The organism is Paenibacillus caui (assembly GCF_019904135.1).
In the GTDB taxonomy this organism is placed as follows: Bacteria; Bacillota; Bacilli; order Paenibacillales; family Paenibacillaceae; genus Fontibacillus; species Fontibacillus caui.
This window is the reverse complement of the sequence record NZ_JAIOGQ010000002.1, coordinates 160,001-183,708: the sequence shown is the minus strand read 5'-3', so window position 1 is coordinate 183,708 and position 23,708 is coordinate 160,001. Positions and strand designations below refer to the sequence as shown.

Sequence of the window (23,708 nt, the reverse complement as noted above, 5' to 3'; positions counted from 1 at the left end):
ATAGTGCTGAAGGATAGAGCAACCTGTCAGGGTTGTTCTTTTCTTTGGCAGGGGCAACTAGTTCTAATCGAAGGGAGTCATTTCTAGAAATGCCGACAAACAGACCGTCGAGAATGGAACGAAACCATAAGAAGCCGAACAAGAAGCCGGACAAGAAACCGGATAAACCAAATGGCCGCAATAAGAAAAAGAGAAGACCGAGCGCCAGGTTTATTTTATGGACATCGTTTTTTACAATCGCCATTGCTGTGATCTGCGGCATTATCGGGTATTTGTTTATCACGGTAAACGGTGAAAAATTGCTGAACGAGAATAAAGACAAGCTTGAAGTTTATGAGTCAACCAAAGTGTATGATCGAGGCGGAAAGCTCATGGGCGAGCTTTCGCTGGAGAAGCGGGAACCGGTTAATAGCGAGGACATTCCGAAGCTGCTCAAGGAAGCTTTTGTCGCCACGGAAGACAAGCGCTTTTATGAGCACAGCGGGGTAGACATCTGGTCGATCGGCCGGGCGGCCGTGAAGGACATCGTTGCCCGCAGCATGGTCGAAGGCGGCAGCACGATTACCCAGCAGCTCGCCAAAAACATATTCCTGACGCGGGACAAGACATTTTTCCGCAAAGCGACGGAAATGTCCATTGCCATGGCGCTTGAACGGAATATGACGAAGGACGAAATATTGACGCTGTATTTGAACCGGATCAATTTCGGCGGCACGACTTACGGCATCAAGGCGGCTTCCGAAAAGTATTTCGGAATAACGAATCTGAACAAACTGGATGTTTGGCAAATGGCCACTCTTGCCGCTATGCCGAAGGGACCATCCAAATACAATCCGCTTCGCAACCCGGAAGCTTCGACCGCCAGACGCGCGGTTGTGCTGGACCTGATGTATGAGCAGGGGTATATTACAGCCGAGCAGCGGGACCATGCCAAGGCCGTTGTTTATGATTATCAGCCTCCGGCCCGCAAACAGAACTACGTTGCGTTCATCGATTATGTGATGGATGAGGCCGAACGGGTTGCGCCCGAGTTGACGGAAGACGAATTGGTCCGCGGCGGGTACAAAATTTATACGACAATGGACGTTCAGGCCCAGAAGGCCGTCGAGAAGGCGTTCGCAAATGACGATTATTTCGAGAAGAGCGCGGATAAACAGCCTGTACAGGCATCGATGATCATCATGAATCATGAGAATGGCAGCATCCTGGCGCTGCTCGGCGGAAGGGATTACGAGCGGAAGGGATTCAGCCGGATCGCCAGCCGGCGTCAGCCTGGATCTGCTTTTAAACCGATCGTGTCTTATGCTCCTGCGCTGGACAGCGGCAAATTCACGGCCGATTCCCGGCTCAGCAATGAGAAGCAGTGCTTCGGGAATTACTGTCCGAAAAATTTGCACGGCTATTCGCAAACGATTAGTATGACGGAGGCCATTACGAAATCAGAGAATATTCCGGCCGTATGGCTGCTGAACCAAATCGGTGTCAAGACGGGCGTGACTTACGCCAAGAAGATGGGCATTACGATGGATGATCAAGATAACAATTTGGCCCTTGCGCTGGGCGGCATGACAAAAGGGACGAATGTGCTTGAAATGGCTGAGGCGTACAGCGTGTTCGCCAATGGTGGCCGGTATAATGAGGCTTATTCCATCAAACAAATTCTAGATCATTCAGGTTCCGCTGTTTATCAGCACGGAAGTCCTGAGCAGAAGAAAGTGCTGAGCGAAGACACAGCCTACTATATGACCGAAATGCTTGTGCACGTTGTATCGGACGGCACAGGGAGAAGAGCGAAGCTCGACCGTCCTTTGGCAGGCAAGACGGGGACGACTCAGCACGGTATTTCAGGTCTTAGAAGCAGCAAAAACCGCGATGCCTGGTTTGTCGGCTATACGCCGGAATGGACGGCTGCGATTTGGATGGGCTACGACAATCCGGATAAGAAGCATCTGCTGAACGGCAGCAGCGGCGAAGCGGCGGCGCTGTTCGGCGGGGTGATGTCTGAGGCTCTTGAAGGAGTTCCAGTCAAGGATTTCGATAAACCAAGCCATTTGGCAGAGCCTACTCCGGAACCTTCCGCCGAGCTTCCGGCTGCGGTTACTGGACTTGCGGGATCGTACAGCAACTCCACCGGCACGGTTTTCCTTAGCTGGAATGCTGCCGAGAAGCAGGGCGGAGAATACCGGATTTACCGTAAAGCTTCTACCGAACAGGATTTCAGCCTGCTTATGAGCGTAATGACCACAGATGCGGAGGATGTAAGCGTAGCTCCTGGCACGGGGTATGAGTATTACGTAACCTATTACGACCCCGAAAGCGGACTGGAAAGCGAGCGCTCTAACCAGGTTCGGGTCGATATTCCGGCAGCGGTAGAACCGCCGGTTTCTTCGGAAGAGCCGTTCCCGAGCGGGGACGTGAATCAGCCGGGCGAAAGCGTTCCTGGAGACTTCCCGCCTGGCGAGGGTAATTCCGAGGTGCCGGGCGAATCGGTAAACCCAAGCGCTCCTGAAGGCGGAGACAATAACGGAAACAACGGCAACCAAGGGAACCCGGGCGGCAATTCGAACGGCGATGGCTCAACGGTTCCGGGCCAGGGAAATGGAAATTCCGGAAAGGGGCAAAACGCCACTACTGACCCCGGAACCGTAACCGGAACGATCGATAATTCGGCAGTCCCGGTAACACCGTAACGGCAATCGAACCACGATGGCTTAAAAAGCTTAGCAGCACCCTTTTTCGCAAGCAAAGAGGAAGGGTGCTGCTTTTTATTCTGGATAGCGATTCGTTTTTTGAGACTCTCTTCCAAATGTGATAAGCTGAACATAATATGTGGGAAAGGGTCTTTACCATGAAACGAAAATTCGGAGATCGTGCCAACTGGAGGCGCGTTACCCAGCGCAAGTTCGCGTCGCGGTACGTGGAGGATAAATATTTTACCGGCTATATTACGCTGTATACCATCCAGGCTCTAAGAGAACCGCTCTGGAAAACCTATGGAAGACACACCTTCCGTATCGCCGACAAGGGATATTCGTGGCTGCAGTATTATCCCAAGAATGCCCATTATATCGTTACCGCCATGTTTGATGACAGAAACGAAGTGATCGAATGGTATATTGATGTCTGCAAAAACCAAGGCGTGACCGATCAGGGCGTTCCCTGGTTTGATGATCTGTATCTGGACATTGTGGTGCTTCGAAATGGCGAAGTCTTTCTGCTCGATCAGGACGAGCTTGACGACGCTTTGAGCCGCCGCCTTATTTCGCTCAAGGATTATGAATTGGCTACCCATACCGCACGAGAGCTGCTTCAAATGATCGACGCGCACGCTTTTCCTTATTTTCTGATGTCGCTAGAGCACTGCAGCCAGGGATTTGATCTGGATGCACTTAGATTTGACAGGATAGGTGGAATGAAATGAAACTGGACGGCAAAGCCCATTTTTCTAAGTTGTCTGTCTTATCTGTGTCGAGAAAAAGGCGGTTTCTCAGGCCCTTCATCAAGGGCTCGTGTTTGCTGCTCCTGCTTCTTGTAGTCTGGCTTGCCTACGCATGGTTTCAGGTGGAGAGCGAGAAGAGCGGCGAGGCGCCCGGGACGGCCGATGTCGGCATCGTGCTTGGTGCCTCCCTCTGGGAAGATAAGCCGAGTCCTGGGCTTGAGGAGAGGCTTGAGCGGGCCGTAGCGGATTATAAAACGGGAAAGTTCGGTATCATCATTGTCAGCGGCGGGCTGGATGCTAGAAGGGCGACGATTACAGAAGCCGAAGGTATGGCGAGGTATCTCGAAGAACACGGGATTTCCAGAGATGACATCCTGCTTGAGGACAAGGCGACAAGCACTTATGAAAATTTACTGTTCAGCCAGAAGATCATGAAAGAGCGGAAACTGAAAACAGCGATCATCATCACTCATGACTATCACGGCCGCAGGTCGCTGGAGATCGCGAGATCCTTGCATTATGACTGGCCAAAGCTGTCGCTTGTGCATTCCGAGCTGCTGAATGAGGGCTACAACAAAACCCGCGAGGTGCTTGCCTATACCAAGTGGAGAATACAGCAAATTGGAGCAGTCTTCACCGGGGCTTAACTAAAACTTCTAATAAGGTAAGGGTCACTAGAATATAGTGTAAAAGTAGCTTTCCCACTCCTTATTTTATTTAGTTTCGGGATCCCCGCGGAAGCAATGGGCCAAAGCTGCAGAGTTTTTCACGTCAAGCTGCGGGGTTATTTTAAATTTTGAGGTGATGCCTTCATGCAAGGGCGTGCCATGGCCGGCAGCGGGCGCTCGGAAGAAAGACCGTCCCGACAAATCAATGTTATATTACGCAGTTCAGAACCTCCGGTAATCTCACAAACCGTTTCGGAACCGGACGCTTCCCCCGCCGTTACCGACAAGCTGCAGCAGGGCGTGTTCCAGGAAATTCGCAAGGAATTGGACCAGCTCGTGGGATTGGACAATATCAAAACTTTGGTGTATGAAATTTTTGCCCTCCTGCAGGTCGCCCGCCTGCGCACGGATGCCGGGTTGCTGTCTGAGGCCCAGGTGTTTCATATGGTTTTCAGAGGCAATCCCGGAACGGGAAAAACGACAGTGGCCCGGATTATAGCCAAGCTTTTTCAGAAAATGGGCGTGCTCGGCAAAGGTCATCTGATCGAAGTGGAACGCGCCGACCTGGTCGGCGAATATATCGGGCATACCGCCCAGAAAACAAGGGAGCTTGTGAAAAAAGCGATGGGCGGCATTTTGTTCATTGACGAGGCCTATAGTCTCGCCAGAGGCGGGGAGAAGGATTTCGGCAAAGAAGCGATCGACACGCTTGTGAAGGCAATGGAGGATCATAAGAACCAGTTCATCCTGATTTTGGCCGGTTATTCCGATGAGATGGAATTTTTTCTGGACACCAATCCCGGGCTGCCTTCGCGCTTTCCGATTCAAATTGATTTTCCGGATTATTCCGTCGACCAGCTGATTCAAATTTCCGAAATGATGGTAAAAGAACGCGATTATATCCTGATGCCGCAGGCGATACTCAAATTAAAGCAGCATTTGCTGGCAGAGAAGGCAGAGAGCCTTCAGGCATTCAGCAATGCCCGTTACGTTCGCAACATTATAGAACGCTCTATCCGCCAGCAGGCGGTGAGGCTGCTCAATCAATACGGGGGCTCGTCTCCGGGCAAGCTGGAGCTGATGACGATCCGGACCGAGGATTTGAAGGTGGACAAAAAGCCGAATTCGACCTGAACACGGACAAACGGAATAACATGACTAGAAGGAGCCTCTGCTTGATGAAGCAAACGACATATGAAACAAACCTGAATCAGCCGGACCGGGCGGTGCTTGTCAGTCTCATTACGGACGAGGTGAAGCGAAGCGGCATCGATACCGATTATTCGCTGCGGGAGCTGGTGAATCTCGCCGAGACTGCGGGCGTTGAGGTGATGGCGCAAATGGTTCAAAACAGGGACACCCCGGATTCCCGCTTTTTCCTCGGAAAGGGCAAAGTCGAAGAACTTAGGACACTGATCGAAGCAAGTGGTTCTAACACCGCTATCTTCGATCAGGAGCTGTCGGGCGCGCAGGTTCGCAATCTGGAAGAGAGCCTTGATGTCAAAATCATTGACCGCACCCAGCTCATCCTGGATATTTTTGCGCAGCGCGCCAAGTCGAGGGAAGGCATTATTCAGGTGGAGCTTGCACAGCTTTCCTATCTGCTGCCAAGATTGTCGGGGCACGGGAAAAATCTGTCCCGTCTTGGCGGCGGCATCGGCACAAGGGGGCCGGGGGAGACCAAGCTGGAGACGGATCGCCGTCATATCCGGGGCCGGATCGGCGATCTGAAACGCCAGCTTGACGAGGTCACGAGGCACCGGAAGCTGCACCGGATGCGCCGCAAAGAAACGGGAGTGGTGCAGGCCGCTCTTGTCGGGTACACGAATGCGGGGAAGTCGACTCTGCTTAAGCAGCTGACCGAAGCTGACGTTTATATCGAAAATCAACTGTTTGCCACTTTGGATCCGACAACCCGGAATCTGGTTCTTCCAAGCGGCAAAGAGATTGTGCTGACCGATACGGTCGGTTTCATTCAGAATCTTCCGCATGATCTGGTCGCGTCCTTCCGCGCTACGCTGGAAGAAGTGAATGAGGCAGATCTAATCCTGCATGTCGTGGATGCATCGTCGGACAACCGGGATGAACAGATGGAAGTGGTCAGCAATATTTTGAGCGAGCTGGGAGCCGGGGATAAGTCTCAAATCGTTCTCTACAATAAAAAGGATCTCTGTGGACCCGGGCAGCTGGAAATGCTGCCTTTGACCGACACGAGCCTGCTGATCAGCGCTTATGATGAACAGGACCTTCATAACGTGGTCGAAGCGATTCAGCAGCATCTGACAGGAGAAACTTTGACCTTTCGCATTCCGGCATCCCGCGGTGAACTGAGCGCGCTGGTGCATCGTGTGGGCAAAGTGGAGAAGCAGCAAACGGACGAGGATTATATCCTTTATCAGGTCAGCTTGAATCGAGGGGATTACGACAAACAGAAACATCTTTTAGAAGGTTATACTGTGAAGTGATAAAGAATCTGACATTATTATGACATTAAAGGTCTGCCGCGTTAGCGCGCTGCGGCAGATCATCATCTGAGAGGGAGAGACATAGTAAAGATGGCCGATTTTTCGAAAGAAACCTTAGCAATGCTTAAAGAAGCAGAAAGTTTGACTGAAAGTGCCATGCGGGAAATAGACCGCATTGTGGATCACAATCAATGGAAGGTGATTGAAGCATTCCAGCAACAAAAGGTAAGCGATTACCATTTTTCGGGCTCCACAGGCTATGCTTATAATGACAGGGGCCGTGAAGTGCTTGACCTGGTCTACGCCGATGTTTTTGGAGCGGAAATGGCGCTGGTACGCCCCCATTTTGCATCTGGAACCCACACGATTGCAACCGCTTTGTTCGGTGTTCTCCGGCCGGGGGACGAGCTGTTCTACATAACAGGAAGGCCTTATGATACACTCCATAAGGTTATTGGCAAGCCAGGAGACGGTACCGGCTCGCTGGCCGACTTCGGGATCGGCTACAAGGAAGCTGCGTTGCTTGAGGACGGCAGCGTGGATTGGAACGCCGTAGAAGCCGGAATTACTCCGGAGACGAAAGTGATAGGCATTCAGCGTTCGAGGGGTTATGACTGGAGAAGCTCTTTTACGGTAGCGCAGATCGGGGAAATGATTCAACGCGTAAAGGCGATCAAGCCCGATATCATCGTGTTTGTTGACAACTGCTACGGGGAATTTACGGAAGAACGGGAGCCGACGCAGGTCGGGGCGGATTTGATTGCAGGCTCCCTGATTAAAAATCCAGGCGGCGGTCTGGCGGAAACCGGGGGGTATATTTGCGGAAAAAGAGCGTACGTCGAGCTTGCCGCCTACCGACTGACGGCTCCGGGAATCGGGGGCGAAGTCGGCGCAATGCTCGGGACGACCCGGGGCATTTACCAGGGGTTGTTCCTTGCACCGACCATTGTTGGACAGGCTCTCAAGGGCAGCATTTTGGCTTCAGCTGTATTTGAACAAGCCGGATTCGCCACAAAACCGCGCTGGAATGAGCCGAGAACGGATTTGATCCAGGCCATTTCTTTCCATTCTGCGGATCACCTGATTTCATTCGTCCAGGGGGTGCAGCGGGCGTCCGCGGTTGACGGCCACGTTGTACCGGAGCCATGGGATATGCCGGGATATGAGAACCCGGTCATTATGGCGGCCGGCACTTTCATTCAGGGCGGCAGTCTCGAATTAAGCGCGGACGCTCCGATCCGGAAGCCATACATTGCCTACATGCAGGGCGGACTTACGTATTCGCATGTGAAATACGCCATCTTGTCTTCTCTTGAACATATGAAAGACATCAATCTACTATAATGTTTACCTGCTTCTGGCTTGACATGTAAGACAACGTAACATAAAATGAAAATCAGAAAAAACATTATTGGAAGGTTGAGAGCGATGGGTGACGAAATACGTAGAAATATGGCCTTATTCCCAATCGGTATTGTGATGAAACTTACTGATTTATCGGCCCGCCAGATTCGCTATTATGAGCAGCACCAGTTGATCGTTCCTGCCCGAACTTCCGGGAATCAGCGTTTGTTCTCTTTTAATGACGTTGAGCGTTTGCTGGAAATCAAAGCATTGATCGATAAAGGTGTAAATATCGCGGGTATTAAGCAAGTGATGAATCCGGTTGCCAAGGAATCGCAAGAGGCAACGGTTCTTACAGACGACACCGAGGAGAAGCGCAAAGAACTGACTGATTCTCAATTATACAGAATGTTGAAGCAACAGTTGGTAACCGGGAGAAGACCTGGACAGGTCTCCCTGATCCAAGGGGAATTATCCCGTTTTTTTAAGTCATAATCGGGATCCTGCTGCCCGTTAATGACAGCCTGGGGAAACGTCATGTCATGCCTAGCGAATGACAGAGAGCGTTTCCATTGCCATGCATTAAAGACCAGAAAGGGAGAGGGTTTAGTGAGTTACACAAAAGAGGATATTTTGCGCATTGCCGCAGAAGAGAATGTTCGCTTTATTCGCCTTCAATTTACGGACTTGCTCGGGACAGTCAAGAACGTCGAAATCCCGGTGAGCCAGTTGGAGAAAGCGCTGGATAATAAAATGATGTTTGACGGCTCTTCGATTGAAGGCTACGTCCGGATTGAAGAATCCGATATGTATTTGTACCCGGATTTGAGCACTTGGGTGATCTTTCCTTGGGTTACCGAGGATCGTGTTGCACGTCTTATTTGTGATGTCTATATGCCTGACGGCACACCGTTCCCGGGAGATCCGCGCGGCATTTTGAAGCGTGCACTGAAAGAAGCAGAAGAGCTTGGCTTTACCTCTATGAATGTCGGTCCGGAGCCGGAATTTTTCCTGTTTAAAACGGATGAGAAGGGCGATCCGACGCTTGAGCTGAATGATCAGGGCGGATACTTTGATCTGGCTCCTACGGATCTGGGCGAGAACTGCCGCCGTGAAATCGTGCTTACTCTTGAAGAAATGGGCTTTGAAATTGAAGCTTCCCACCACGAAGTGGCTCCGGGGCAGCACGAAATTGACTTCAAATATGCAAACGCACTCCAAGCAGCCGACCAAATCCAGACGTTCAAGCTCGTTGTGAAGACGGTTGCGCGTCAGCACGGCCTGCATGCAACCTTCATGCCGAAGCCTCTGTTTGGGGTTAACGGATCCGGCATGCACTGCCATCAGTCCTTGTTCCGGGGCGAAGAAAATGCGTTTTATGACGAAAATGATCTCCTGGGATTGAGTGATATTGCACGGCATTATATGGCGGGCATTTTGAAGCACGCTCGTCCTTTGGCCGCTATTTTGAACCCGACGGTCAACTCTTACAAACGGCTCGTTCCGGGTTATGAAGCGCCTTGCTATGTGGCTTGGTCTGCGAGCAACCGCAGTCCGATGATCCGGATTCCGGCTTCCCGCGGCCTGAGCACGCGCATTGAAGTCCGAAATCCGGACCCTGCCGCGAACCCGTATCTGGCGCTTGCGGTTATGCTGAAAGCCGGCTTGGACGGAATCAATAATGAACTCCGTCTTCCAGCTCCAATCGACCGCAACATTTATGTAATGTCCGAGGAAGAACGTTTGGAAGAAGGCATCCCGAGTCTGCCATCCGATATGAAGGAAGCGCTCAGCGAATTAATTCGCAGCCAGGTTGTCGTCAGCGCGCTCGGTGAGCATGCCGCAACGCATTTCTATGAACTGAAGGAAATTGAATGGGACATGTTCCGTACGCAAGTGCATCAGTGGGAACGTGATCAGTATTTGACACTGTATTAAAGAGGACAAACCCTTGGGGCGTCAGGCTTCAGGGGTTATTCTTTATTTTTAGGCATTTTTGCGGGCATAATATGTACAGTGATCCAGTGGGGAATTACGGAAAATGCAGATTTCAGGACGCAGGACAATTCTTGGCAAAAACAAATCCCGGAAGCTCTCTTCCGGGATTTGTTATGTACGTCTATTGGCCTATTTCGCCGGTTTGACGAAACGGCCGACAATTTCGGTGGATTGCACGACATTCATGAAAGCATGAGGATCGGTTTCGATCACCGTTTTTCGGACAGCGGCATATTCATACCGGGTCGTTACGGTCATGAGCGTGTAATTGCCTTGTTCGCTATAACCGCCCTGTGATTCCATACACGTAATGCCGTGATGAAGCTTTCGAAGCTGGCACAGCATTTTCTCTTTATCCTTAGTGACAATAAAACAGGTAACCTTGATATGCCCGACATGAATCATGTCGACGACTTTGCCTTTCACGTAGGTGGATAGCATGGAATAAAGGGCAAGATCCCAGTTTTTATAGAAACCGAGCACGACAATGACAAGTCCGTTCAGGAAGAACAAGATATTTCCCATGGGAACATCATGTCTGCGGGTTACAATGGAGCCGACAATATCAAAACCGCCGGTTGAACCTCCCACGCGAAGGGAAAAGCCGATGCCCACCGCCGAGATAATGCCGCCTGCTACAGCCCCAAGCGTGGGGTCGCGGGTGACATTAACGACAGGAATGATAGCCATAAACCAGGTTGTGAACAGGACCGAAATGCAGCTGTATACAATGTATCTTCTGCCGACCGCTTTCCAGCCCCAAATAATGAGCGGAACATTCAGAATAAAATAAATGAGGGAAATGTTCCAGCCTGTAAGATAGCCGATGATAGAGGCGACCCCGGCCACGCCGCCAGACAACAATTGATGAGGGACCAGAAACAAATTGAGTCCGATCGCCACGAGAAGCGCCGAAACAATAATGACCGCCACTTCTTGTGCCGGTTTCAGCGTCTTGGATTTTTTCATTAAATAGGAGGGGTAATCTTGCAGGTTCAAAGAGCATACATCCTTTTGTTCATTTTATCAGGAAACAATAAAAAATAATTATCACACATAATTATCTTTTTTATCAATATAGCATACTATGAAAAAAATCACTATATGAATTGCATAAATTGGCTCCAAAAAACTAACAAAAGAAAAAGGCAGCTGTTCTCCATAAGATCGGGGAGTATTGCTGCCTTTATTATACATTATGTTCAAATTTGTCAATTGTAAAACGCAGATGCTCAATCAATGAAAGTCTCTGAACAGCCCGATGACTTTGCCCAGAATGGTAACATGCTTCAAACGAAGCGGTTCAAATGCCGGATTCTCCGGTTGAAGTCGGATATGATCTCTTTCTTTATAAAAAGTTTTCACAGTCGCCTCGTCATCCTCGGTCATGGCAACGACGATATCGCCATTCTCGGCGGTTTGCTGCTGGCGGACAATGACATAATCGCCATCGTAAATGCCTGCTTCAATCATGCTTTTGCCGACAACGGCAAGCATAAATACTTCTTTATCAGCGACGTAGTGATTGGGAAGCGGGAAATAATCCTCAATATTCTCTGTGGCCGTTATCGGCACGCCTGCAGTTACCATACCGACAACAGGTACTCTAGTAACGGTATGTGCAAACATATGGATGTCCTCGGATTCTTCCTGCCCAAGAAGTTCGATTGCCCGAGGCTTCGTAGGGTCCCGGCGAATCAGTCCCTTCTTCTCAAGACGATCCAAATGTCCGTGGACCGTTGAGCTGGAAGCTAGTCCGACGGCTTCGCCGATTTCCCGGACGGAAGGAGGATAGCCCTTCATCCGGACCTCATTACGTATAAATTCTAATATAGCCTGCTGCCGGCTGGAAACCTTCGACATCTATCATCAACCCCATTTAGTAACGTTTGGAAAAATTATAACACAGAACTGCCGTTCGTACAAACATGAGTTCTAAATCGATAATAAAAAGGGAACAATTGTTCTGAAAATCTATTGAACAAAACACATGTTCGTGTTATAGTATTCCCAGACAAGAACAAATGTTTGGGAGTGGTTGTTGTGCTAAAGTACAGTACATATAAAAGTATCTATAATACGCAATCCGCAGTCCCTGTTTCCAATTTTCAACGTTTAAGAATGATCCCGCATCGTAAGCACTTCTTCAGAACCCTGCTTATTGTTGTTGTGTTGACTTTAACCTGCACCGGTTTTATCAGTGCCTTTGCTGCAACGATTTCTTCGAATGACAACTCCGTCCTCGAAACGGTTGTCATTACTCCCGGCGACACGTTGTGGGATATCGCGGTTACCTATAAACCTGCAGAAATGGATACGAGAAAATATGTTCGTATACTGAAGTCAGTTAACGGGCTGGAAGGAAGCGAGATTTCAGTTGGAGATGTGCTTAAGCTCCCGGATCTGGATAAGCGATGAATCATAATGCAATCTTTTTGACTTCATATATAAGGAAGAGCTTTCGGGCTTGTGCTTTCGCCTTGACAAGCTCTTTTTGACATGTCAAAGTAAAGTGTAATGCCTTGAATGAAGGAGGAGCATATGGATATCGATAGCTTGGTGCAACGAATAAACGAATTGGCACGAAAACACAAAGCTGAAGGCTTAACGGAAGAAGAGAAGCTGGAGCGCGCGAAGCTTCGTGAAATATATCTTGGAAACATCCGTAGAAACTTCCGCAGGCAGCTGGAATCCATTGAAATTGTTGACGATAAATAGCCGAAATCGTTCCGGCAAGACTGTTTAGGGAGGAAGCAAGCGAATGTCCAGATCGTTCGAAAGAAAAGTAGAGAAGAACAGAAGAAAGCTTCAGCTTGATCAAAAGAATAAGGGCATCAAACCGGCGGGAGCATTAGGCAGCAGAGGAGAGGGCGTTATTTATAAAGGACGCAATGTACTGCTGCCCGCATTTCTCGTCCTGCTTGGTGTCCTCTATGGGGTATTGGGCATAGTTAGCGACGGCGGAGATGTCAACTATACTCTCTATGTGGTTACTGTGGCTCTATATTTCGTATTGGGCGTCGTAGTATTTCTGAGAAAGCCTTATTTGCGCATACACAAGAACAAGCTGTTTACTTCAAAATTCAACCGGGACCGAAGCTTGGATTCGGGTGCGATCGCCAAGATCAAATGGTCAAAAAATGCAATTACGATCGTAGCGAAAACCAAGGAGCCCAATTGGACATTTTCGCGGACCCGGAATTTTTTCAATACGGAAGAAATGGGAGCAACCCTGCAACAGTTTGCCGCAACCCATGGCATCGAACTCGAAAAGAAATAAGCATCTTAGGTTATAGATAAACAGGGGGATGGGGATCATGAAAATAGAAGCCGTTTGCTTTGATTTGGATGATACGCTGCTATGGGATGAGCGGAGCGTTCGCGAAGCTTTTGAAGCAGTTTGCAAGAATGCGTCGGATTTGACGGGTGTGGATCCTGTAAAGCTGGAGGAATCGGTTCGTAAGGAAGCGCGTGAATTATACGAATCCTACGAGACTTTTCCTTTTACAAAATTGATTGGCATCAATCCTTTTGAGGGGCTATGGGCCAATTTTAACGCCGGGCATCAGCCGGAGTTCCGTAAACTCGAACAGCTTGCGCCCGTATACAGGAAGGAATCCTGGCACCTGGGGCTGCTCGCATGCGGCGTGGACAATAAAGAGCTTGCTTCCAAGCTGAGCGATCAGTTTGCTGCAGAACGACGGGCAAGACCTTATATATATGAAGAAACGTTTCAAATTCTGGATGAACTGAAGGGCAAAGTCAAATTGCTGCTCCTGACCAACGGTTGTCCCGCTCTTCAACGGGAGAAGCTCGACGGAGTGCCGAAGCTTGCTCCTTATTTTGATGAAATCATCGTGTCCGGCTCGTTTGGTAAAGGAAAGCCGGATGTTTCGATTTTTGAGCATGCGTTAAGCTTGCTTCATACGTCACCAGAGCAGACCATCATGGTCGGCGATAAGCTGACAACGGACATCAAGGGCGCACTTGGTGCGGGTATTACCGCAGTTTGGATCAACCGTGACGGCAAAAGCCGGAACGATGAAATTGTACCGGATTACGAAATCAAGCATTTGTCGGAATTGCACGATATCTTGAACAGCAGGGTCTGATTTGTTGGGTTAACGAAAAGCCGGCCTGCCTGTCCAGTTAGGACGGGTGGGTCGGCTTTTTAAAAAAAAGAAAGACGGCATTGCCGTCCTCGCCAGTTAACTTCTATGCCTTCTGAAAGTTAGGATCTTCATAAGGATAAGCAATCCAGCCGTTTTCTTCAATGAACAGCCGCACAGCTACGACTTTGCGTTCATCGGTGAGGGTGAAGAAATGCACGGTGTTTTCAGGAACGGAGATCAAATCACCGGCTTCAAGCACGATGTCAAAATATCCTGTCGCGTCATCGCCTTTTATAATAAATATGCCGGAACCGGAAATGATCGCGCGGATTTCGTCTTCCGTGTGCGTGTGGGTTTTCTCAAATTTAGCCAGCAGCTCCTCAATGTTAGGTGTTGCTTCGGATAACGTAATAACGTCCCATGTGCGGTAACCGCGCCGTGCCACAAGATCCTGAATTTCTGCGTCAAACGTCTTCAGGATGGTCTGTTTTTGTTCGTCAGTCAGCGAGAAATTTTCTTTCAGTTCTTCCGGAAGTTTATCCGTATTCCAATGCTCGTAAATAACCTCATATTTGTTCAAGAAATTACGGACATTTTCTTCTCCGGTTACCCATTCGTTCGTATTTCTAATTCTGATTTGAGCCATAGGATTACCCCGCTTTCATATCATTATAGTTAGGATTATATAGGATTAGCCACGGGATGTCGACCCAGTTTTTATAATATTGAAATGCTATTTATAGCATTTTTGTTTTAAATCGTTACAGTGAAATTTCTTTTCTAATGCGGGTCGTTCTGCTAAACTAAATGTTAACGTCTGACGGGAGGGACATGGGATTGATTAAACCGAGTCTGAAAGAACGATTAAACGAAAAAATATTAATTCTCGATGGCGCCATGGGTACGATGATTCAGCAGGAAAACTTGACTGCCGATGATTTTGGCGGAGAACAGCTGGAAGGCTGTAATGAAATTCTGGTGCTGACCAGACCAGATGTCATTTCCCGGATCCATGAACAGTACTTTGAAGCGGGCGCAGATATCATTGAAACCAATACATTTGGTGCGACTTCCGTCGTGCTTGCCGAATATGATATACCGGAAAAAGCAAGAGAACTGAACCTGGCTGCAGCGAAGCTGGCAGTAGATGCAGCGGCGAAATACACGACGGCTGAACATCCGCGGTATGTTGCCGGAGCGCTTGGGCCAACAACCAAGACGCTATCCGTAACCGGGGGAGTTACGTTTGACGAGCTGATCGAAAGCTACGAAGAGCAGGCTGCTGCACTGATTGAAGCCGGAGTTGATGCGCTGCTGCTCGAAACATCTCAGGATACGCTGAATGTCAAGGCGGGCAGCATTGGGATCAGACAAGCCTTTGAGAAAACGGGCATCACTTTGCCCTTAATGATCTCCGGCACGATTGAACCGATGGGCACAACGCTTGCCGGGCAAAATATCGAGTCCTTCTATATATCGCTGGAGCATTTAAATCCGATCTCGGTTGGGCTGAACTGTGCGACCGGGCCGGAGTTCATGCGCGATCACATTCGCACCTTATCCGAAATGTCAACGACGGCGGTAAGCTGCTATCCCAATGCGGGACTGCCGGACGAGAACGGCCACTACCATGAGTCGCCGGACTCTTTGGCCAAAAAGATAACAGCGTTCGCTGAGCAAGGCTGGCTCAACATTGCCGGGGGTTGCTGCGGAACGACACCGGAGCATATTCAGGCCATTGCCGAGGCTCTATCCGCTTTTGCTCCGCGTCCGCTTCAGGGTGAACATCCTCCGGCAGTATCGGGAATTGAGCCTGTATATATTGAGGATGCCAACCGGCCCTATATGGTGGGGGAAAGAACGAACGTTCTCGGTTCGCGTAAATTTAAACGCCTGATTGTAGAAGGTAAATATGAAGAGGCGTCGGAAATTGCCAGAGCGCAGGTGAAGAACGGAGCCCAGGTTATCGATGTCTGCGTACAGGATCCGGACCGTGATGAAGCGGATGATGTACGTAAATTTTTGGAGCTTGTCGTCAAAAAAGTCAAGGTTCCGCTGATGATCGATACGACCGATCCTGCGGTAATTGATTTGGCCCTTAAATACTGCCAGGGCAAATCGATTATTAACTCCATTAATCTTGAAGATGGTGAAGAAAAATTTGAGAATGTGACTCCGCTTATTCATAAATATGGAGCGGCTGTCGTTGTCGGCACGATTGACGAGCGCGGGCAAGCCATCTCAAGCAAGGATAAGCTGGACGTTGCGGTTCGCTCGCATGATCTGCTTGTGAACAAGTATGGGCTGAAGTCCGAGGACCTAATTTTTGACCCGCTTGTGTTTCCGGTGGGCACCGGTGACGAGCAATATATCGGCTCGGCGAAGGAAACCGTTGACGGCATTCGTCTTATTAAAGAAGCGCTGCCTTCTTGCCAGACCATTCTGGGCATAAGCAACGTATCGTTTGGCCTCCCGGAAGCAGGGCGCGAGGTGCTGAACTCGGTATTTTTGTATGAGTGTACAAAAGCTGGGCTGGACTACGCGATCGTGAATACAGAGAAGCTTGAACGCTACGCGTCCATCCCCGAGGAAGAGCGCAAGCTCGCGGAAGAACTGATTTACAATACGAATGATGAAACGTTGGCCGCTTTCGTAGCCGCTTTCCGCAACAAGAAGGTAGAGAAGAAAGAGAAGGCTGTTAACTTGCCGCTGGAAGAGCGTCTCGCCTCCTATGTTGTGGAAGGAACAAAAGAAGGGCTGATTCCGGATTTGGAGGAAGCGCTTGGACGTTATTCCGCGCTGGAGATTATTAATGGTCCGCTTATGGCGGGCATGGAAGAGGTTGGACGGCTATTTAACAACAACGAACTGATCGTTGCCGAAGTTCTTCAAAGCGCTGAAGTTATGAAAGCCTCCGTCGCTTATCTGGAGCCGTTCATGGAGAAAAATGAAAGCTCCGTCAAGGGCAAAATACTGCTGGCTACGGTTAAAGGCGATGTGCACGACATCGGCAAAAACCTGGTCGAGATCATCTTGTCCAATAACGGTTACCAAATTGTAAATTTGGGTATAAAAGTACCACCGGAACGTATTATTGAAGCCTATAGAGAAGAAAAAGCCGATGCGATCGGCCTCTCCGGTCTGCTCGTAAAATCCGCACAGCAGATGGTTACGACTGCTCAGGATTTGCGCAGTGCCGGGATTGACGTTCCAATACTGGTGGGCGGTGCTGCACTAACCCGTAAGTTTACAAAGAACAGAATCCGTCCCGAGTACGATGGTTTGGTCGTATATGCGAAAGACGCCATGGAAGGTCTGGATCTGGCCAACAAGCTGATGGACCCGGCAACTCGCGAGAAGATCAAACTCGAGCAGGAAGCCGAGATGGCCAGCGACAGCGAGAAACCGGCCGAAGCTCCGCTGCCGGAACTGACCCGTGCGGTTCGCTCCAAAATATCGACGGATGCCCCGGTGTACATTCCGCCGGATCTGGATCGGCATATCCTTCGGAATTATCCGATCAACCACATCATTCCCTATGTGAATATGCAGATGCTGCTCGGCCATCATCTGGGTCTTAAAGGGAGCGTGGAACAGCTCCTGGCGGCAGGAAATCCGAAAGCTGTAGAGCTGAAAGAAACCGTTGACCAGATCATGTCCGAGGCGGTGACGAACGGGATTATAGAGACCAACGCGATGTACCGTTTCTTCCCGGCGCAATCCCGGGGCAACGATATTCTCATTTATGACCCAGCCGATTCTTCGAAAGTGCTTAAAACGTTCTCTTTTCCGCGTCAAAAGGTGGAGCCTTATCTGTGCCTGGCCGACTACTTGAAATCGGTGGAGAGCGGCATTATGGATTATGTCGGGTTTATGGTTGTAACGGCAGGGAAGGGAATACGCGAGCTGTCCGAGAAATGGAAGCTCCAGGGAGACTATTTGCGTTCGCATGTGCTGCAGTCGACCGCTCTTGAAATGGCGGAAGGCCTGGCCGAGCGCGTACATCATATGATACGGGATACATGGGGTTTCCCCGATCCGCAGGATATGACTATGAAGCAGCGGCATGGAGCCCGCTATCAAGGGATTCGCGTATCCTTCGGTTACCCTGCTTGTCCAGATCTGGAGATGCAGGAGCCGTTGTTCGATCTGCTTAAACCTCAGGATATTGGAGTAGAGCTGACCGATGGTTTTATGATGGAGCCGGAAGCTTCGGTTTCCGCCATGGTGTTCAGTCATCCGGAAGCCCAATATTTTAATGTGGATAAAGCCTAATCAAAGCCCTTTGCAAATCCTCCGGAAAGAGCGGAGGATTTTTGCTGATTGCCGATCACTACGATAAAAGGAGTGGCAGAACATGGAGCTTTATTTTATGGGAACGAATGCGGGGGTTCCTTCACTGCAAAGAAACGTTACCTCGCTGGCGCTTCGTCTCCTGGAAGAAAGACGATCTTTCTGGCTGTTCGATTGCGGAGAGGGGACGCAGCATCAGGTGCTGCGTTCTCCGCTTCGTCTCAGCAAGCTGGAGAACATATTTATCACTCATTTGCACGGGGACCATCTTTTCGGACTACCTGGTCTTCTGTCCAGCCGCGCCTATCAGGGAGGGGATACGCCGCTTTCTTTGTACGGCCCCAAAGGACTTAAAAAGTTTGTGGACGTGACACTAGGTATCAGTGAGTCGCGTGTGAACTATGAGCTGAACATCCATGAACACAGCGGCGGGGTGCTCTTTGAGGACGATACCTTCCGCGTGGAGGCAGCGCTGCTGGATCACCGGATCGACAGCTACGGCTACCGGATCATAGAAAAGGACCGGCCGGGAAGGCTGGACTTTGAACTGCTGGACCGGCACGGGATCAAGCCGGGACCTCTTTACGGCAAGCTGAAGCGGGGCGAAAATATCGTCACGGAACAGGGAACGGTCGTCCGCTCGTCAGATGTGGTGGGGAAACCCAAGCGAGGGCGGATCGTTACGATTCTCGGCGATACCCGCCCCTGTAAAGCTGCGGTGGAATTGGCCAGAGATGCGGACGTCCTGGTGCATGAGTCGACTTTTCTGCACGAGCTGAGGAAAATAGCTTATGACTATCATCACAGCACGGCAGTCCAGGCTGCCGAAACGGCAAAAGAAGCGGGAGCCCATGAAATGATTCTGACGCACTTCAGCTCCCGCTACAAAGATGAGGTGCAGCTCAGCCCACTGCTATTGGAAGCGGAGGCCGTTTTTCCAAATTCAAAGCTGGCAGTCGAGCATGTGCTATTTCCGGTTCATAAGCACGGGGAATCGTAAAATTATTTTCCGGGAAAGCGCAGGAAATGACATGCCCTTTCAAAATTTTTTGCTGAAACCACGCCACGCAGCAGCATTCTTCGGGAACGTTCGACTTGTTTTCGCTATTGATTTACGATTGTATGCAAGGAGACCCGGGAAATGGTGGAACTGAGAGGTATGTAAATTTGCCAACCTTACGGATTTTTGACTACAATAATAGAAGTGCTGCGTGGCGCAATTTTAAATTTATACATATGCCTCGTGAAACAAAGGAAGTGAACGAAATGGCGCTTGCATGGAAAGCATTTTTAATAGATCTGGATGGTACGATGTACCACGGTTCACGGATGGTTCCCGGCGCGGATCAATTGATTGCGGAAATGAACAAGCAAGGTATTCCGTTTCTGTTTGTGACAAACAACTCGTCCAGGACACCGGGCGATGTGGCTCGAAGTCTTGTAGAGATGGGCATTCCGGCAAAAGAGGAGCAGGTATGCACTTCCGCAGTCGGCGCAGCCCGGTATTTGGCAGACAAAGATCCCGGCGCCACAGTTGCGGTGATCGGTGAAACGGGGCTCGTCAGCGCGCTCGAGGAAGCAGGCCTTAGGATAACTGAACAGGATCCGGATTATGTGGTACAAGGGATCGATCGCCATTTTAACTATGAGACGCTTAGAAAGGCGGCCGGCTGGATAGCCGCAGGAGCCACTTATATTCTGACCAATCCGGATTTGCTGCTGCCGGGGTCGAATGGGCTGATGCCAGGGGCCGGGACGCTCTCTGCCGCGATTCAGGCGGCAACCGGTGTCGTGCCGATTACGATCGGCAAGCCGGAGTCGATTCTCATGCTTCAGGCGATCGAACGACTGGGCTTAGCCGCAGACCAGGTAGCCGTTATCGGAGATAACATGCTTACGGATATTTCGGCCGGGGCCCACGCAGGCTGCGGGACGATTTTAACGCTGACAGGTGTTACAACGGAGCAGAATTTGGAACACTATAAAGAAAAGACAGGAATTGTTCCTGATGTCATATGTTCGGATCTTCAAGAGCTGATGTTATGGATAACCGGAAAGGAAAGATGAGCAATGCCGGAACTGCCGGAAATGGAGAATTACAAAAAGCTGCTTTCACAGCTTGTTCTGGATCGGACGATCAGTGGGGTCAAGGTCGGTCGTGAGAAATCAATCAATATGGACCCGCAGGATTTTAAGAACGAGCTTGTGGGCCGCAAAATCATTTTTATCGAACGCAGGGCGAAGTATTTGATCTTTCATCTTGACAATGGGGGCAGGCTGCTTCTGCATCTGATGCTCGGCGGAATGCTCTATTTCGGGACAGATGAGGACAAGCCGAACCGGACGACCCAGGTTGAAATCGAATTTGAGGACAAGACCCTATATTTCATAGGATTAAGGCTTGGGTATTTGCATTTGCTGAGCGCGAAGCAAACCGAAGAGGCGCTGGCGGGAATCGGGCCTGAGCTGCTTGACCGCAAAATGGACGAAACGAAATTCATTAAGCTGTTCGTAAGCCGCAGGGGCACGCTCAAAACTGCGCTTGTCAATCAGAATATTGCTTCAGGCATCGGCAATTGCTATGCAGATGAAATTGCTTTTGCTGCGGGCCTTCGTCCTGATGTCAAGCTGCAGGACCTTACGGAAGAGGATTTGGCGGGCTTGTACCAGGCAGTGCGGCAGGTGCTGACTGATGCCGCAGAGCACGGAGGATATATGGAGCAGCCCCTGACGGCTGACGATTCGTTGACCGGAGGCTTTGGCGATTTGTGCAAAGTATATGACCGTGAGGGGAAGGCGTGCGTTACTTGCGGCCAGCCCATCCTTAGAACGGTTATTTCCTCCCGCAAAGTATACTATTGTCCGAATTGTCAACATGGCAAATAAATCGGATATTCGTGCCGGAGCTCATTACAGCATCCGTAATGGCTTTACGGGAGCAGCGAGAGAAGCGCTGGTCCAGGGGGCGAAGTCGTTTCAATATTTTCCGAAAAACCCCCGCAGCCTGGTGGTCAAGACTTGGAATGAGCGGGACGCGGCAGCATGCAAAGCGCTTTGTGCCGAAAATGGCTTATTGTCGGTGGCGCATACCCCTTATCCCGGCAATCTTGCCGTAAATGCCGAAGACGAGCCGGTGCAGTTTGCCAAAACGGTTGCATCGTTAAGGAACGATCTCGAAATCGCGGAAGCGTGCGGTTCTTTGGGTATAATTGTTCATTTTGGAATAAACAAGCAAAGAAACCCCTTACAAGGTTACAAAAATGTTATACAATGTATTAATGAGATCCTGTCTTACTGGAACGGCCAGGCAAAGCTGCTTCTGGAAAACCAGGCTGGAAATCATGGGAGTATGGGAATAACCATGGAGGAAATGCTTCAGGTTCGAAAGCTCTGCAGCAAACCGGAGCAGATCGGGTTCTGCTTCGACACCTGTCATGCTTTTGCTGCGGGAGTTTGGACGGGCGCCGGGGATTCCAACTTCATCCATAAATCCAGAGAGCTTGGCTTTTGGGATTATGTGGAGTGCATCCATCTGAATGACTCCGTGTACCCGGCTGGCAGCCGCAAGGACCGGCATGCCAGAGTCGGCCTGGGCTATATTGGAGCTGATGGGCTTGGCAGTCTGGTGCGGATGAAGGAACTCGAGGGCAAGCCGCTGATTATGGAGACGGAAGCTGGAGCTGACGGGACCTACAGAGAGGATATATGCCTGGTAAGCGAATTGGGGAGCTGAATACAGGTCAGCAATAAGCGAGGGAAGGGAAGAACGGAATTGATTCACTTATATATGGATGATATGCGCCGTTGTCCAGTTGGTTTTGTGCTTACGCGCACTGGGCAGGAATGCCTGGATATCCTTAGGGAGATGGAAGTTGATATTTTATCGCTCGATTACGACATGGGGCCTGAAGGCATGTCAGGCACGGAAGTCGTAGCCGCCATGGTCAATGAGGGCTTGTACGCAAAAGAAATTTTTTTGCATACTTCAAGCCTGTACGGCCTGAACAGCATGTACGAAATATTATATTCCAGCAAGCCGGATGATGTTGTGCTGCATAAATGCCCGATTCCGTTTGCACGGCTTGATCAGATTGAGGCGGAATACAACCGTCTAAAGAACAAGAAAAACAGCTAAAGCATAAGGTTTTTGCGGCAGGAGGACACGAATAGAAGATGGATGAGCAATTACAACGCCCGATCGATCAGGAGCAAATGAAAACGGAAGCCGTAACGCGCTTTATGTGCACGGCAAATCACGGTTTTGCGCCCTATGCGCAGGAGGAACTCCGAAGAATCTTCGGATCCGTCAAGAGCCAGGTGCTTGTACCTGGAGAGGTTTTTTTGGCGAGCCTGCCCGGCTTTGCCAACGAGATCATCGCAAAATTGATGGGGGAGCCCCCAATTTTTCTGCGGCATATGTTCCCTGCAGAGTGGCAATTCCCGGCTGAAGCGGGAGAGGAAGAACCGGCGGAATCGGCTGTTCAAGCACTGGTGCAATTTGCGGAAGAGGAATTAAGGCTTCGCTGCCCGGATACACGTGCAGCCGTGACGGTTCAGGTTCGGAAAGGTTCAGACAGCATATGGAGCGGCAGCGCACTTGAGCTTAAGGAAAAGATCGAAGGCAGCTGGGCGGAGGACTCCGTTCAATTTGTCGTTCGTGATGCCGATTACATACTTTCCGTCTTTGCCGGTGGCCCATGCATTTATGCAGGCATTTCGAAGCCGGAGCAAAATTTATCGGACTGGAACGGGGGAGCGGTGCGCTTTCAGCGGGAGGAAGGACAGATATCGAGGGCGAAATTCAAACTGCTTGAGGCTGAACGTACGTTTGGCATTGATTTTGCGGGTTTCAGCCGGGCGCTTGATATCGGAGCGGCCCCCGGGGGCTGGACCTCGTTCCTCTTGGAAAGGGGCCTTTCCGTAACCGCTGTTGATCCGGCGAAAATGCACCCTGACTTACTGGCCAATCCAAGGCTGACTTATTTGGGGAAAAACGCCGATAGCGTAAAATTTCAAACGAACGAGTTCGATTTGCTGGTCTGTGATATGAGCTGGAGTCCCAAATTGACGGCAAGGCTGGTCATTGATCTGCTGTACAGTCTTGTTCCCGGCGGAACAGCCGTCGTAACCATCAAGCTGCTCAGCAAGAAGCCGATGGCGTTAATCAAGGAAATTACGGCCATGTACCTCGATGCCCGCATGCAAATTGTGCAGGCCAAACAGCTGTTTCACAACCGCGACGAAATTACGTTATATATGATTAAATATTAACGGCGTTAACTAATGTCCGTCCCATTTTTTTGAAAATAGTGCTTTACATTTTCGGTTTCAGCGTTTTATAATGATTCCAAAATTATACAATCAAGACAAGGGAAAGCATCCCAAGCTT

22 protein-coding genes are annotated in these 23,708 nt (G+C 50.0%); 19 read left to right on the top strand and 3 right to left on the bottom strand.

Features of this window, described 5'->3' with window-relative positions; genetic code table 11:
* Positions 1-89 precede the first annotated feature (89 nt).
* The 8 genes from K7397_RS02025 to glnA all read left to right on the top strand — a co-directional run bounded on the left by K7397_RS02025 (position 90) and on the right by glnA (position 9,854).
* Positions 90-2,690 carry a transglycosylase domain-containing protein gene (locus tag K7397_RS02025; RefSeq protein ID WP_223066273.1) on the top strand — a complete coding sequence of 867 codons (2,601 nt, stop codon included), beginning with the start codon at positions 90-92 and terminating at the stop codon, positions 2,688-2,690.
* A 158-nt stretch (positions 2,691-2,848) separates the two neighbouring features.
* Positions 2,849-3,421, top strand: a complete 573-nt coding sequence (locus K7397_RS02020; protein ID WP_223066272.1) for a ribonuclease FAU-1 family protein — start codon at positions 2,849-2,851, stop codon at positions 3,419-3,421.
* On the top strand, positions 3,418-4,086 hold the full coding sequence (locus tag K7397_RS02015; protein WP_223066271.1) for a YdcF family protein: 669 nt from the start codon (positions 3,418-3,420) through the stop codon (positions 4,084-4,086). The genes K7397_RS02020 and K7397_RS02015 overlap by 4 nt, the downstream gene beginning before the upstream one ends.
* A 165-nt stretch (positions 4,087-4,251) precedes the next feature.
* Complete coding sequence (locus K7397_RS02010; protein WP_223066270.1) at positions 4,252-5,241, top strand: AAA family ATPase; 990 nt, start codon at positions 4,252-4,254, stop codon at positions 5,239-5,241.
* A gap of 44 nt (positions 5,242-5,285) precedes the next feature.
* A complete protein-coding gene (gene hflX, locus K7397_RS02005) occupies positions 5,286-6,572 on the top strand; it encodes a GTPase HflX (protein ID WP_223066269.1) in 1,287 nt (428 codons plus the stop codon).
* A 90-nt stretch (positions 6,573-6,662) separates the two neighbouring features.
* Positions 6,663-7,916, top strand: coding sequence for a methionine gamma-lyase family protein (locus K7397_RS02000; protein ID WP_223066268.1), 1,254 nt, complete (start codon positions 6,663-6,665; stop codon positions 7,914-7,916).
* Positions 7,917-8,000: 84 nt separating this feature from the next.
* Positions 8,001-8,411, top strand: a complete 411-nt coding sequence (locus K7397_RS01995; protein ID WP_223066267.1) for a MerR family transcriptional regulator — start codon at positions 8,001-8,003, stop codon at positions 8,409-8,411.
* Positions 8,412-8,525: 114 nt separating this feature from the next.
* Positions 8,526-9,854, top strand: coding sequence for a type I glutamate--ammonia ligase (glnA, locus tag K7397_RS01990; protein ID WP_223066266.1), 1,329 nt, complete (start codon positions 8,526-8,528; stop codon positions 9,852-9,854).
* A 189-nt stretch (positions 9,855-10,043) separates the two neighbouring features.
* Here glnA and K7397_RS01985 read toward each other — a convergent pair whose 3' ends face one another.
* Positions 10,044-10,883 (bottom strand): YitT family protein, encoded by an 840-nt coding sequence (locus K7397_RS01985; RefSeq protein ID WP_223066352.1) that lies wholly within the window; start codon positions 10,881-10,883, stop codon positions 10,044-10,046.
* Between the two features lie 267 nt (positions 10,884-11,150).
* Positions 11,151-11,777, bottom strand: a complete 627-nt coding sequence (gene lexA / locus K7397_RS01980) for a transcriptional repressor LexA (protein WP_223066265.1) — start codon at positions 11,775-11,777, stop codon at positions 11,151-11,153.
* 180 nt (positions 11,778-11,957) lie between these two features.
* On the opposite strand from lexA, the gene K7397_RS21795 reads away from it, so the two are divergent.
* The 4 genes from K7397_RS21795 (at position 11,958) to K7397_RS01960 (ending at position 14,026) form a co-directional block, all read left to right on the top strand.
* Positions 11,958-12,332: a LysM peptidoglycan-binding domain-containing protein gene (locus tag K7397_RS21795; RefSeq protein ID WP_223066264.1), complete on the top strand. Its 375-nt coding sequence runs from the start codon at positions 11,958-11,960 to the stop codon at positions 12,330-12,332.
* Positions 12,333-12,455: 123 nt separating this feature from the next.
* Positions 12,456-12,632 carry a DUF896 domain-containing protein gene (locus K7397_RS01970; RefSeq protein ID WP_223066263.1) on the top strand — a complete coding sequence of 59 codons (177 nt, stop codon included), beginning with the start codon at positions 12,456-12,458 and terminating at the stop codon, positions 12,630-12,632.
* Between the two features lie 43 nt (positions 12,633-12,675).
* A complete protein-coding gene (locus tag K7397_RS01965; RefSeq protein WP_223066262.1) occupies positions 12,676-13,194 on the top strand; it encodes a hypothetical protein in 519 nt (172 codons plus the stop codon).
* 37 nt (positions 13,195-13,231) lie between these two features.
* On the top strand, positions 13,232-14,026 hold the full coding sequence (locus K7397_RS01960; protein ID WP_223066261.1) for an HAD family hydrolase: 795 nt from the start codon (positions 13,232-13,234) through the stop codon (positions 14,024-14,026).
* Positions 14,027-14,129: 103 nt separating this feature from the next.
* On the opposite strand, the gene K7397_RS01955 is transcribed toward K7397_RS01960, so the two are convergent.
* Complete coding sequence (locus K7397_RS01955; protein ID WP_223066260.1) at positions 14,130-14,672, bottom strand: cupin domain-containing protein; 543 nt, start codon at positions 14,670-14,672, stop codon at positions 14,130-14,132.
* 191 nt (positions 14,673-14,863) lie between these two features.
* Here K7397_RS01955 and metH point away from each other — a divergent pair, with 191 nt between their 5' ends.
* The 7 genes from metH to K7397_RS01920 all read left to right on the top strand — a co-directional run bounded on the left by metH (position 14,864) and on the right by K7397_RS01920 (position 23,590).
* Complete coding sequence (gene metH, locus K7397_RS01950; protein WP_223066259.1) at positions 14,864-18,301, top strand: methionine synthase; 3,438 nt, start codon at positions 14,864-14,866, stop codon at positions 18,299-18,301.
* 82 nt (positions 18,302-18,383) lie between these two features.
* Positions 18,384-19,319, top strand: coding sequence for a ribonuclease Z (gene rnz, locus K7397_RS01945; RefSeq protein WP_223066258.1), 936 nt, complete (start codon positions 18,384-18,386; stop codon positions 19,317-19,319).
* A 266-nt stretch (positions 19,320-19,585) separates the two neighbouring features.
* The gene (locus K7397_RS01940; protein WP_223066257.1) at positions 19,586-20,386 is read left to right on the top strand and encodes a TIGR01457 family HAD-type hydrolase; all 801 of its coding nucleotides are present in this window, start codon (positions 19,586-19,588) and stop codon (positions 20,384-20,386) included.
* Between the two features lie 3 nt (positions 20,387-20,389).
* Positions 20,390-21,205: an Fpg/Nei family DNA glycosylase gene (locus K7397_RS01935; RefSeq protein WP_223066256.1), complete on the top strand. Its 816-nt coding sequence runs from the start codon at positions 20,390-20,392 to the stop codon at positions 21,203-21,205.
* On the top strand, positions 21,195-22,052 hold the full coding sequence (locus K7397_RS01930; protein WP_223066255.1) for a deoxyribonuclease IV: 858 nt from the start codon (positions 21,195-21,197) through the stop codon (positions 22,050-22,052). The genes K7397_RS01935 and K7397_RS01930 overlap by 11 nt, the downstream gene beginning before the upstream one ends.
* A gap of 39 nt (positions 22,053-22,091) precedes the next feature.
* Positions 22,092-22,454: a cyclic-phosphate processing receiver domain-containing protein gene (locus K7397_RS01925; protein WP_223066254.1), complete on the top strand. Its 363-nt coding sequence runs from the start codon at positions 22,092-22,094 to the stop codon at positions 22,452-22,454.
* Positions 22,455-22,492: 38 nt separating this feature from the next.
* Positions 22,493-23,590 carry an SAM-dependent methyltransferase gene (locus K7397_RS01920; protein ID WP_223066253.1) on the top strand — a complete coding sequence of 366 codons (1,098 nt, stop codon included), beginning with the start codon at positions 22,493-22,495 and terminating at the stop codon, positions 23,588-23,590.
* Positions 23,591-23,708 lie beyond the last annotated feature (118 nt).